This is a genomic window from Candidatus Levibacter sp. Uisw_134_01, assembly GCF_047717795.1.
Classification (GTDB): domain Bacteria; phylum Pseudomonadota; class Alphaproteobacteria; order Puniceispirillales; family Marisalimonadaceae; genus Marisalimonas.
Window position 1 is genome coordinate 779,800 of record NZ_CP159808.1, and the last position, 12,558, is coordinate 792,357.

At 25.3% G+C, this 12,558-nt stretch carries 9 protein-coding genes, 1 tRNA gene and 1 riboswitch; of the genes, 4 read left to right on the plus strand and 6 right to left on the minus strand.

Annotation, left to right across the window (positions count from 1 at the left end; genetic code table 11):
- Window positions 1-17: 17 nt before the first annotated feature.
- Both ABXT66_RS04195 and ABXT66_RS04200 read right to left on the minus strand, forming a co-directional pair.
- Entirely contained in the window at window positions 18-956 is a 939-nt protein-coding gene (locus tag ABXT66_RS04195; RefSeq protein ID WP_443644405.1) for an ABC transporter substrate-binding protein, read from the minus strand.
- Window positions 946-1,046: riboswitch (TPP riboswitch) on the minus strand. Its footprint overlaps the gene before it by 11 nt.
- 37 nt (window positions 1,047-1,083) lie before the next feature.
- Window positions 1,084-1,809, minus strand: coding sequence for an ABC transporter permease (locus ABXT66_RS04200; protein ID WP_443644406.1), 726 nt, complete (start codon window positions 1,807-1,809; stop codon window positions 1,084-1,086).
- Window positions 1,810-1,867: 58 nt separating this feature from the next.
- Between ABXT66_RS04200 and ABXT66_RS04205 the strand changes: the two genes are divergently transcribed.
- The 4 genes from ABXT66_RS04205 to ABXT66_RS04220 all read left to right on the plus strand — a co-directional run bounded on the left by ABXT66_RS04205 (window position 1,868) and on the right by ABXT66_RS04220 (window position 4,611).
- Window positions 1,868-2,992, plus strand: a complete 1,125-nt coding sequence (locus ABXT66_RS04205) for an acetoin utilization protein AcuC (protein ID WP_443644407.1) — start codon at window positions 1,868-1,870, stop codon at window positions 2,990-2,992.
- Window positions 2,989-3,465: a DUF192 domain-containing protein gene (locus ABXT66_RS04210; RefSeq protein ID WP_443644408.1), complete on the plus strand. Its 477-nt coding sequence runs from the start codon at window positions 2,989-2,991 to the stop codon at window positions 3,463-3,465. The genes ABXT66_RS04205 and ABXT66_RS04210 overlap by 4 nt, the downstream gene beginning before the upstream one ends.
- A 79-nt stretch (window positions 3,466-3,544) precedes the next feature.
- Window positions 3,545-3,621: transfer RNA gene (locus ABXT66_RS04215), tRNA-Pro, on the plus strand.
- Between the two features lie 120 nt (window positions 3,622-3,741).
- Window positions 3,742-4,611 (plus strand): DUF808 family protein, encoded by an 870-nt coding sequence (locus ABXT66_RS04220; RefSeq protein ID WP_443644409.1) that lies wholly within the window; start codon window positions 3,742-3,744, stop codon window positions 4,609-4,611.
- On the opposite strand, the gene ABXT66_RS04225 is transcribed toward ABXT66_RS04220, so the two are convergent.
- From ABXT66_RS04225 to ABXT66_RS04240, 4 genes are all read right to left on the minus strand, one after another.
- Entirely contained in the window at window positions 4,585-6,981 is a 2,397-nt protein-coding gene (locus ABXT66_RS04225; RefSeq protein ID WP_443644410.1) for a tetratricopeptide repeat protein, read from the minus strand. The two genes, ABXT66_RS04220 and ABXT66_RS04225, sit on opposite strands and share 27 nt — an antisense overlap.
- A gap of 115 nt (window positions 6,982-7,096) precedes the next feature.
- Window positions 7,097-8,443, minus strand: a complete 1,347-nt coding sequence (locus ABXT66_RS04230; RefSeq protein WP_443644411.1) for a tetratricopeptide repeat protein — start codon at window positions 8,441-8,443, stop codon at window positions 7,097-7,099.
- 6 nt (window positions 8,444-8,449) lie between these two features.
- The gene (locus tag ABXT66_RS04235) at window positions 8,450-10,648 is read right to left on the minus strand and encodes a hypothetical protein (protein WP_443644412.1); all 2,199 of its coding nucleotides are present in this window, start codon (window positions 10,646-10,648) and stop codon (window positions 8,450-8,452) included.
- 1 nt (window position 10,649) lies between these two features.
- Window positions 10,650-12,281: a hypothetical protein gene (locus ABXT66_RS04240; RefSeq protein WP_443644413.1), complete on the minus strand. Its 1,632-nt coding sequence runs from the start codon at window positions 12,279-12,281 to the stop codon at window positions 10,650-10,652.
- Between the last annotated feature and the right edge of the window lie 277 nt (window positions 12,282-12,558).

Consider the following 12,558-nt stretch of genomic DNA (forward strand, 5'->3'; position numbering starts at 1 on the left):
ATAAAAGTTTTAAACTTTTATGGTTTAGCAAACGTTTCCACCTGCAGGCTCTTTTGGATGATGTTTTTTTCTTTTAAGAAATTGCCAAATTCTCTGTAAGTATTAAGGTCATGTGCTTGCGGTCTTAGCGCAAATCTAGATAAGGTATCTTTATAAGCTCTTTTGTTTAACTCATCGTCAAGGCCTTTCCTAAATGAAGAAAAGTCTTTCCATGTAGACTGAGGATCATTAACAATTGTTAGTGTGGCTTTTTGAATAGCCTTAAAAAACTTATCAAAAATAGGTTTTTTTCTGTTTTTTGCATTTGCAATATAAATTAACTCTTCATAAGAGGGTACACCATGCTCTTCTGGATAAAAAGCAAGGCCAGGATGGTTAACTATATCCATTTGATTAAGCTCAAAATTTCTAAAAGCACCAATTACAGCGTCTACTTTTTTAGCAATTAAAGAAGGTGACAGAGAGAAATTAATATTTATTAATTCAACGTCTGACATTTTTAAATTATATTTCTCAAGCATTCCTGACAATAAAGCTTCTTCAAATCCACCTACTGAAAAACCAATTTTTTTGGCTTTTAAGTCTGCTATCGATTTTATAGGGCCATCCTTTAAAACAACTAGAGAATTAAGAGGAACGCTTACCAATGTTCCAACTCTTACTACAGGCAAGCCCTGGTCTACTTGAATATGTAGTTGGGGTTGATATGAAATTGCTAAATCTAATTTACCTGCAGCAACTAGTTTTGGAGGGTCATTAGGGTCAGCTGGTTCAATCATTTCTACATCAAGCCCAACTTCTTTAAAAAAACCTCTTTTTTCAGCTATAATTAAAGGAGCGTGGTCTGGGTTTATAAACCAATCTAATCCAATTGTTAGTTTGTCATTTTTTGCATAAGCAAAGTTAATTGTTAATGTTAAAAATATTATTGATAAAATTCTTATTATATTATGCATTGTGCATCTCCCTCCGCTGGTTTTAACCAGATCAGGTTATAAGGGTTAATTTCTCAGCAAGACACATGTCTAGCACCCCTGGCAAATAACATTTTTTACATTATTAGGAAAAAATCAATATGTTTTTTCATTTCCACCAAACATATTTGCTGAGGATCATGTCGGTTACTTTGTATAACGTAATTGTTATAAAAATTAAAATTATTAAAGCTGCAAACATATTGTCAGTTTGAAGTCTAGCGTTACTATAAATCATAAAAGAGCCTAACCCTGTGCTGCCTCCTATCCATTCACCTACGACAGCTCCGATAGGGGCAAAACAAGCAGCAACACGTATGCCAGAGCATAATCCGGGAAGGGAAGATGGTATTTTAATTTTCCAAAAAACTTGTGCTTTTGTAAGACCGATAGTTTTTCCAGCATCAATTAGTTCTTGAGGTACCTTATTTAAAGCATCAGTAAAATTTGAAGTTATAGGAAAGAAAACAATTAATACTCCAATAACTATTTTGCTGCTCATTCCATAGCCAAGCCATAAGATTAATAGAGGAGCTAGTGCAAAAACTGGTATTGATTGACTTGCAAGTAAAATAGGCATCACCCATCGCTTAAGTCTTTCTGAAGAAGATATTGTTAGCGCAGTAACTATCCCTATAATAGTTCCTATAAATATTGAAGCTAGAATTTCAACTAAGGTATAAGACGCATGCTTTAAAAGTAAGTCACAGTTAGTATAGATGGACATAAAAATTTTAGACGGAGGTGGTAACATGAATGGAGGAAGATTAAAATATACACAACAAAATTCCCAAATCGCAAAGATTGTAGCTGCTATAATTAAACCTCTAAGCATGTGAACCTTATAAAAAAAATATTTGATAATATAAATATATATATTAGAAAAAAGTACAATGCAGAATTATTTATTTACAAGTGATATTTTTAAAGGCTCTAGATATGAAAAAGGTCATCCGTTAGATATGGATCGAGTTTGGCCAAGTGTTGAACTTATTCAATTAATGGGATGGGTCAATGAAGAGCAAATAATCAAAAATAAACCTGCTGAAATTGATGAATTAATTAAATTTCATGATTTAGAATACGTTAAAGCGCTTAAAAAAGCTGAGGAAGAGCTAGACCTTCCAGATTATTTGAAAAGAAAATATAATATTGGAATAGGTAACAATCCAATTTTCAGTGAAGTTTTTTCTCGGCCAGCGTCTGCAGCTAAAGCATCAATTAAAGCTGTTGAAATGATAGCTAATAAACAAGCTAAAAAAATTCTTAATATATCAGGGGGTACACATCATGGTAGAAAATCTGAAGCATATGGATTTTGTTTTTTAAATGACTGTGTTCTTGCAATTTTAAAAGCATTAGAATTAGGTTTTTCTAAAGTTTTATACATTGATATTGATGCTCATCATTGTGATGGGGTTCAAGATGCCTTTCTTAATAACGAAAACGTTACTATAATATCAATCCACGAAAAAAACAGATGGCCACAAACAGGTAAGTTAGAAGAAAACAATATTAAAAATATATTAAATTTTCCAGTTTCTGAGAGCTTTAACGATTCAGAGATTGACTATGTAATTAACAATGCAGTCATTCCTTACGCTAAATCAATACAGCCAGACTTATTAATCATACAAGCTGGAGCAGATATGCTTAATGGAGACCCACAATCTAGAATATGTTTATCTAATAATGCATATTGGGGAGCCATTAAAGATATTTTATTGTTATGTGAAAGTTCAATAATATTAGGTGGTGGTGGATATAATCCATACCTTACAGCAAAAGCATGGGCAGGGAATTGGGTTTTGTTAAATAACCGAGATGATCTTTTAGATAGTGATATGCCAGAAGAGTGTAGTAATTTATTATCTTCACTTAAATGGAATAACAGTCGCGTAAGAATGGGAATACCCAATCAATGGCTAAAATCTTGGCGTGATCACGATGTTAAAACAATTGTAAGCTCTGAAGTAATATCTCTTGTAAAAAACGTTTTAAGTATAAAAAATTTATGAATATTTTTTTATTAAATTTATTACAAGTGGCAATATTAGGATTTTTCCTAATTATAGCTTCCCCTAAAACTATATTTGCAAATCTACAAGTGCCTGAATTTACAAAAACAGTTTGTGAAATTACTATTAATAAAAAAGAAATTAAAAAATTATATTTAGAGATTGCTGATAGTGAAAAGAAAAGATCCTACGGTTTAATGAATAGAGAAGAAATTATGATTGACAATGGAATGTTGTTTATCTGGGACAAAAGTGAGAAAAGAAATTTTTGGATGAAAAATACTCTATTAAACTTAGATTTATTTTTTATAAATATGAAGGGTATTATTGTCGAAATTTATAGAAATGCTAAAGCTTTAGATCAAAAAAATATAAGTAGTAATGAAAAGGTAACATTTGTTTTGGAAATGAATGCAGGTGAGTTGAAAAGTCAAGTAGGTGACAAGTTAAATTGTCCTATTATTAAATATTAATTTATATTGATAAATTTTATTAAGTAAAACAAAACTAATGCTTGCTTTTACCAATTTCTAAAGTATAAATCGAGATGTTCGGGGCGTAGCGCAGCCTGGTAGCGCATCTGGTTTGGGACCAGAGGGTCGGGAGTTCGAATCTCTCCGCCCCGACCATTAATCTCTAGTTTTTTCAAAAAACTTAACTACATCAATCAGAATATAAAGAAACTATAAAAAAAATATTGAGTAAAATAATGATTTTGTTATTTTAGAGTTATGAGTTCTGGAATACTTTTGCTTTTAGATGATGTTATTGCATTAACTAAAAATGTATCAATATACTCGTCAAAAATTGGATCATCATCAATTTTAACTTTTAAGAAAGTATCTGGTGTGGTGATTGATGATATTGCTGTCACTCCTAAGTATTTATCTAAGATATCACCTTCTAGCGAAATACCTATAATATTGAGGATAATTAAATTTTCTTTAATAAATAAAATTTTAATTATTTTACCAATAATTTTATTGTTTTCATATTTTATCCCTCAATTGATTTTACCTATTCTTGTTTTAGGTGCTTTTTACTTATTGTTTGAGGGAGGTGAAAAAATCTTAGAATGGTTAGGATATTATAAGGAAAGTTATTCAAAATTAAAAATTAATAAAATGAATAATGAAAATAAAAAAATAAAAGGAGCAATTAAAACAGATTTTGTTTTATCCGCTGAAATAATGTCTATAGCTTCTAATGAAAATCTTAACTCACCCATAATTGATCAATTTTTAATTTTACTACTTATATCAGTTTTATTAACTGTAGTAGTATATGGGTTAGTTTTTCTAATTGTTAGATCAGATGATTTTGCAATTTACTTGATTGAAGAACAAACAAGTTTAATTTTACAAAGATTTGGGCTTTTCCTTATAAAAATAATTCCATATTTATTAAAACTACTCTCAATAATTGGCACATTTGCAATGATTTTTATTGGTGGCGAAATAATTTTTAACGCTATTCAAAATTATTTCCAAATATATTTAGTCAACTTGAATTTGTTTTTTAAGTTTGGAGTCGTTCCTATTTATTTATGTGTTGGATTAATATTATCAATAATTACAAACTTAGTATTCTTTTTAGTTAGAAGATTGAATTTTTTCTAACTTATTTTTTATTTCATGAATAAGAATTAAATTATCATCTTTAAGATATTTTATAGAATCACTATAAATAGATATTAATGCATCAGGATCTTTACTCTTTTGATAACAATTCTCTTCATGTTTTATACATTCCTTAAAATAGATTAATGACTTTTTATATAACCCTAATTCAGAATACACTTTACCTAAAAGTTGTAAAAGTGGGCCCTTAAGACTTAATTCATCGTTAACATAATGTTTAGTATAAACCTTATATTGCCTCAATGAAAAATTCTTACAGGAATTGAATTGATTGAGTTTAAACATATAAAAACAAAACTTATAACTGTTTGTTATTGTAGCCTGATGTTCGACTCCCATTTTTGAAACACAATACTTTAAAATAACTTTTAATTCTTTTGATATATTTTTAAAATCTTCATTTTCTTCATAATGATCAACACATCTAACTCTATACCTCATCGACAATTGAATATCTTTTTGTTTGATTTTTTTTATCTGAGTTTTTAAATGTTCTATCGCTTTTGAATGCATTTTTTGATCAAATAAATATTGATCTAAGTTTGATAAACTTTCTTTAACTTCGTCATGATCGGGCAAAAATTTATTTTGTAAATAATTGAATTCTATTTCAAAATGTTGAATAGCTTTTTTATGAAGCTCAGCCTGTTTATAACTTTGTGCAAGATTGTAAATATAAATATAATAATCTTCGTCAAGTCCATTATTTTTTTCATAAAGGTATAAATATTTTTCTAGATCTCTACATGCTTCATTAAATAATGATAATTTTTCAAAAATCATAGCCCTTTGATCGATTAATCCCATAAAAAAAACACTATTATTTTTTTCATTTATTTTAAATTTTTTTAAAATATCATTTATATATTCTAAACCTTCATTTAATTTATTTAATTCTACTAAACAGTATATTTTATTAAACACAGTTTGTGAAAAAAGATCAGATTTATGATCATAAAACCTAACAAAAAAAGGCCAAATAATATAAATAACTTTAAGACATTTTTTAAAATTTTTATTTTCCATTAATGAAACAACTAAAAAATTTAAAATTTGACATACATACGTATGATTAAATTTTGTTTTTATAAAAGTTAAAATTTTAAATTTATTAAACAAAATCTCTAATTCAGAGTATTTTTTTTTCGAATATAATAATTGTACTTTATTTAAGAGATGGCGAATATTAATTTCTTTTTCAATATCTTTTAACTTCACTACTTTGTTATTTTCGTTAAATAACTTCTCTGCTTGCTTAATTTTATTTAAATTACAATAATTAACAAATAAATCTTGCCTTTCAAAAATAGTTAATAGATGAAATTTTCCAAATACTTTTTCTCGCATATTCAAGGTTTTTTTCTTTATATTAAGTGCTTCTTTGAAATTGCCTGTAGTAGAGTTAAGTGAACCTAAATTTCCTAAAACCTGGATGTAAAAAGGACTATGTTCACCAAACTTGATTTTAACTTGTGGCTCTAGTTCTTTATAAATTTTAATTGAATTATTATAATTACCAATTTCACCATAATATTTTGCTAAAGTATTTTGGAGCACATAGAGCTCATCTGAATCGCTAAATCGTTTTTGTGATAAATCTAACAAATTAAGGATTAGTTTTTTTGATTTTTTAAATTCACCCTCTTTTAAATAAAGCAAAGCTAGTTCTATCCCAGCCTTAACATAATTTAAATTTTTGTTATTTTTAAGTTTTTGAAAGATATTTTCAAATGTAATAATTGCTTTTTTATATTTACCTAACTCTCCATAAGATTGACCTAAAGTTATATCTAAATTTTCTTTTATTTTTTTTGGATATGAGGTTTTATTCAAAGATGAAATGAACTCAATTGTCTTTATATATTGACCATCTTGTATTAAAAAGTCACAATATAAACCTTCGAATCTAGGTCTCATCATTTTAAAATGATTACTTTTATTTTTTAAAATAATTTGAGATAATTTAATACCAGAAATGTTAAAAATATTTTTTTTCAAAAAATTTAGAAACAAAAACACTTGATTGATCACATCATCTTTAATCTTTTTTGAGTTTAAATTAATAAATTGATTATAAAATGATGAACCATCAAAATTCTTGTTAATATATCTCAATAATTTTCTATTATAAATTTCGTTTTCACTTAATTCAAAAAAATTTAAAATAAAATTAAGGTCTTTAATTTTTCTTTGACTTTTTTTGTTATTTTTTAATATTAACCCATGTTTAAGTCCAAATATTATTGAATACTTTTTAAAGGAAGATATATTGTTGTATTCTTTTAAGTGATAACAAGTTTCAAAAAAATTATAATTAAAATTTTCTATTGTAGTATTTCTTATCTTCATCAATAAAAACTCATTTCACATATACATATTATGAATAATTAAATAAAAATCATATCTTTTTTATTTTTAATAATACTTTCAAACACTATAAAAGCAGACAGTTATTTTGATAATATTAAGTTAGTGACTTGGATTGATTTTTAATAGTTAATACTCTTTCTGACATTTTTTTAAACATTTTATTATTTTTCATTTTTTTATATATAATACTTAATTCCATTAAAGGCTCCATAAGGATAGGATCCATTAAATTGAATTTTTTTTCATAAACATTTAATATTTTTTTATAAATTTTTTCGGCTTTGGGAAAATCACCTTCTAATGTGTAATTTTTAGCTAATTGTTTTGACATTCTCAAAGTAGTTAAATGCTCAGGACCGTATTTTTTTGTAGCTGTATTTTCTAGTTCTAAAAACAATTTTGAAGAATACGGTATGTTATTTAAATTTCGATATCTTAAAGCTAAAGAATTTTTGGATTCAAATACGTGATCACTTAATAATCCAAATTTTTGTTCCTGTTTTGGAATTATTTCATTTAGAATTTCAACTGATTTTTCAATATCTTCTTTTCCAAATAATTTTGCTAATTGAAGCTTAAAATCTAAAATAATTTCGTGATTATGTCCAAAATTTTGATGAACTTTTTTAATTAATAAATATATGATTTTTTTTGCTTTATCATTTTCATTCAAACGTCTAAGAACTTTAGTGTAATCAAATAAAACCTTTATTAAATAAAACCTTTTATATGAATATATTTTCTTTAGAATTTTCAAATTATCTTCATAAATATGTTTTGCCTTAATTAATTTATCATGATCCAGGTCAGAATTATTTAGATAAATATTTGCCAATCTAATGTTTATTTTAATAGTATTGATATGATTTTTACCAAATTCTTTTTCTATTTCTTTTATTCTAAGTAAAGTAATTTTTTTTGAAATACTAAATAAATTATGTTTATAAAAAAAAAATACGCAAACAGTTAATAAATCATTTAATTGTTTTTTTTTAATTTTATTTTGGAAGTTTTGTGACAATAAATAATCGTAATTTTTATTTTTTAAAAAATGAAAATTAATTATTTCTATTCCAAATTTACGCCAACCCATATAATTAAAAAATCTTAGGATTTTAGTAAGTAAATCAATTTCATTATAAATGTTAATTGTTTTTGAAGACGTCAGATAACTAGAACCAAATTCTTTAATATCAATTATCCTCCATAATAAACTAATATATTCTAATTTTGAAATATTAAAGATATATAAAAAAAATGATTTAGAAATTAAGAGTTTTTTGGCGATATTTTTTTTTTTTATAACTATGGCATGAACGGGAGAATATTTTGAAATATAATTTAAGAAATTAGACTCACTTTTATTTTTTGTTATTAGAAAAGAAGACGTAATAAAACTCATATGTATATCTTTAACTGCTTTGTCTCTGATTTTAGGCATAGTATATTATCCATTAAATTCTTTAAGTGGATCTGGCTGATTCCCAACTAAAAAAAACTTTAATCTATCATGAAAAAGCTTATATTTATCTCCATCATATATAAGAAGCTTTCCTATTGATGCTCTTGCTATAGCTATCTCAGTTGGGGATAAGGGGTTTTCCTTATATTCTTTTTGATTATTAAAATACTCAGTCATCATTTGATCGTCTCCATAATCAAACATGAGTGCTAATAAACATAGAATTTTATGAATTAAAAAGTCATTACCTTTAGGTAGATTTAACCATATATTATCAAAAGCTTGAGAGATATTTTTAGGGACAGTTTCTATTCGATTTAAAATTATTTTATTTTCTTTTACACTCTCATAGAAAAAATTTAAGTAAAATGGATCAGCTCCATTTTTTTGTTCATTTTGACTGCATTCCCATACAAAATCTAAAAATATTTTTTCTGATGTCTGACCATCAAAAATCTTATTTAAAAATTCTTTTATATTATTGTTGGTGAGACCCTTCATGGGGTTCGCTGTTTTAAAACTTAAGATTTTTAAGTCTTGCAAATGATCTAAAGTTTTTTCTACAAAAATATTTTTATTATCTGTTTCTACCCTATAAGAAATTATAAACTTAATATTTTTTATGCTAATTCTTGGTATTACTTTACCAATTGATTTTTCAATATCCCTATTTGATTCATCTAAAGCATCAATAAAAATTAATATTTTTTTATTTTTTAAACCCCTACCAATTTGAGATAACAAATTCGGAAATAAATTCTCCTTCAAATCTTTTAAGTTTTCTGAAAGCCAATCTGTTATATTAAGTTTAAATATCTCACATAACTGAGCAATTAAAGATCTGAGCATTACCTCAGGTCTATCTCTAGAATCTTGAGACATACAAAAATGATAAATACAATGATTTATATTCTTATTTTCTGATATCAAACGACACATTAAAGCTGTTTTACCTTGGCCAGCAAGTGCTTTAATTACTCCATAATTTGTGCTTGATTTATTCACATAATTTGTAAATTCTTTTTGTATATTTTCTCTTCCAACGAAGAGATTATTTTTTTCTAAAATCAAATCGTCAAAATTAATCTTTGGGTCAGGGGGTAAGTTTGGAGTAGGTATTGAATTTGATAAAAAGGTTTGGAATTCATCATAAGTACCTATAGTTTTTCCATCTATTTCTGAAGAAGTCTTATAAGAAATATAATTTAACTTATTAACACTTCCTGAATTTAAAAAAAACAATTCATTAATATCCATCTCATTTGAAGATATGTTAAAATGAAGTAAAGGGTATAATGAAATGTATTTTTTTACATCACCATCTATAATCAGGCATATTTCTTTATCGGGTAAATCATTATAGAACTTATCATTAATTTCCTTGGGTAAGCTTCCAGATATATGAAACACCCTTTTATTTACTCTGACAAAAATTTTCCACGATAATAAGAAAGTTAAATTTTTAAAAACGTTAATAATATCTTGGAACTTTTGTATAATAAAATTCTGATCTACTTTTTCACCATGTACAAGTTTATTACGAAAAGACACTAGATCTTCTAAGATCATGTAAATTGTATATTTTTTATTATTAGAATTAGTGATTTTTTGTTCCAAATTATTTTTAAGTAAAAGAAGGTTTTTATCATTATTTTCTTTATTTAAAAATTTCAGTAATTCTCTAATTAAACTTAACCAACTTCCATCTGAAGGTGCTCTAATTGTTTTAACTATAAGATTGTTAACTTTAATATTTTTTTTGTCTATTCTGTTCGCATAAACATTAATTAATAAAACTCCTAAAAATCTTAAATAAAGTCCCAGAACTGAACAAATTTGATAACCAAATTGAGGTTGATTAATACCTTGATCTAAATTAGTTTTGCTTTTAATTATTTCATTAATTTTAGCACTCAATGGATATGGAAGTAATTTCACTAAATTTTCGTCAGATATCTGTTTTAATTGGTCGCTTTTACTAAAATATATTTCATTAAATTGTGACATTAATTGTCCAATTAAGTTATTTTGGTCAGATCGACTAAGAATAGACATTAATAACTTAGCGACATTAGATCTAATCTCTTTGGGGTTAGACCCATCATTCTCCAGTAAAGAGATTAAGTAATCAAACTCAATTCTATCATTTTTATTTAAACTATTTATAAATTCTTCAAAACTCATTTTATGACCTTAAATATTTTTTTATTAAAGGAGTAAAAAGTTTCCAACTTTTTTCATGATTACCAGTATTATTTTTTTCATAAAAAAGGTAAATATGATCAAAAATTTCACGTTCTAGTTTAGGTTCAAAAATATTAGTGTTATATTTTTTTTCAAATAAATCACAAATATCAAATAAATTATAGTATGACTTTGTATCTTCAAAACATTTTAAAATATTGTATATTAACTTGTTTTTAAGGCCGTCTAAAGTCACCTCTAGTTCTTTTTGATTTATGTTTTTTTCAGGAATTGTAGTGTTAAATATTTCATCATCATAAAAAAATTTCGATTTTATTGCACCAGTATAAATTGTAGATATCAAAATGACATTTGATTTTACAAGTAAATTGTAAATATCAATTATGTTCATATTTTCTTTAAGGTAAAAGTTTTCACCAATATGCAAATTTTCTATGCCAATTAATAAATATCTATTTTTATCTTTTAAATCTTTCAAGCCATTATCTAATGCTTTTATGTGATCAGTGTTATTTATGAAATAATAACCCTTAGCCTTTTTTAAAGTTAATTCAATTTGACTAATAATAAATCTAGTGAATGTGTAAGACGACATACTAAGTCCATCTTTTTTAACTACATAAGAATTTACATGATCAATTTTTCTTTTACTTAAAATTGAATGTGGAACTTTAAAAATTTCTTTTATAAAAGTTATTTTATCAAAACCTGGATATGACTTAATAACTAACATATTTAATTTTTCATTTTCTAAAAAATCATAAAACTTAGTTTTGTATGTTTTATTTAGTCTTTTTTTAGTTGAGTTCATTACATGATTAAAACTTTCAATATTACCTAATCTTTCATTTTCATATCTCTCAAACCATATCTTTAATGTTTCTCTTTCAAACAAACTATCAATTGAAATTTTTGAGTCTTTTAATGAATAAAACTTTAATTCAAAGCTTTTATTGTCAAGGCCATTTATTATGAATAATGGATATAAATTAAGAATTTTATTAGTCTTATTTATAAAAAAAGGTTGTAGAGTGTTTGCTTTTAAATCTTTTGGAAGCTTCACTGTTTGATTAGTTAATCCTAGTTTTGTATAATTAAGATCTAAATTTGGTTTAATATAAATTATATTTTGAAGAAATTTTGCTTTTTTAATTTTATTAAATATAAGTCTTCTACTTGATTTTATCTCTTTAAGAGTGACCTCTAAACTACCATGACTAAATAAATTTCTATAATGAATTAATTTTGATGTATCAGAATTATTATCATTTTGGCTTCCAAAGTCTTCATCAATTAATCCATCTAAAAATGTATTAAGTTTACGATTAATAAAGTAATTTTTTATAGTTCTAGAAATTAAAACCCATTGTCCAGTTGTTACATTGGATCTAAGAAAATCATATAGAAGTTTGTTGATAACTTCGTCACTTTTTCCTGTATTGAGATATTCAGCAATCCACAAACGACCAATATGACCAAAATATTGTTCGATTAATAAAGATGTTTCATCACCGGTTGTCTCTTCACCACTTATATCAATTTCTAAAAGAAGATTTTCAAGACTGACAGCTATGTTCTGATGAATATTTTCTATAAGCTTTTTATCTATCATAACAAAATAAACTATATATTATTTAAATTTGATTATGAATAAAAAAAATAGCATAAGAGTTTTGTTAGCTAAGCCGTTTCAGAATTTACAAAAATCTTTTTTAAGCTTTTGTTTAGATCAGTTTTTTATCAATGAATAGAAACAAAACTAAATTTATATTTTAAAATCTTTTTTTATTAGAATAAAATTTATATCTTAATAAATTCTTGATCCAGCAACATAATAAATATCATTTGTATAATAGATGTATACTAATATTTATTATATAGTGTACATA

Bases quoted from the DNA above. Each gene is read 5' to 3' on its own strand.
- ABXT66_RS04195 (WP_443644405.1), bottom strand. From the start codon at position 956: ATGCATAATATAATAAGAATTTTATCAATAATATTTTTAACATTAACA.
- ABXT66_RS04200 (WP_443644406.1), bottom strand. From the start codon at position 1,809: ATGCTTAGAGGTTTAATTATAGCAGCTACAATCTTTGCGATTTGGGAA.
- ABXT66_RS04205 (WP_443644407.1), top strand. From the start codon at position 1,868: ATGCAGAATTATTTATTTACAAGTGATATTTTTAAAGGCTCTAGATAT.
- ABXT66_RS04210 (WP_443644408.1), top strand. From the start codon at position 2,989: ATGAATATTTTTTTATTAAATTTATTACAAGTGGCAATATTAGGATTT.
- ABXT66_RS04225 (WP_443644410.1), bottom strand. From the start codon at position 6,981: ATGAAGATAAGAAATACTACAATAGAAAATTTTAATTATAATTTTTTT.
- ABXT66_RS04230 (WP_443644411.1), bottom strand. From the start codon at position 8,443: ATGCCTAAAATCAGAGACAAAGCAGTTAAAGATATACATATGAGTTTT.
- ABXT66_RS04235 (WP_443644412.1), bottom strand. From the start codon at position 10,648: ATGAGTTTTGAAGAATTTATAAATAGTTTAAATAAAAATGATAGAATT.
- ABXT66_RS04240 (WP_443644413.1), bottom strand. From the start codon at position 12,281: ATGATAGATAAAAAGCTTATAGAAAATATTCATCAGAACATAGCTGTC.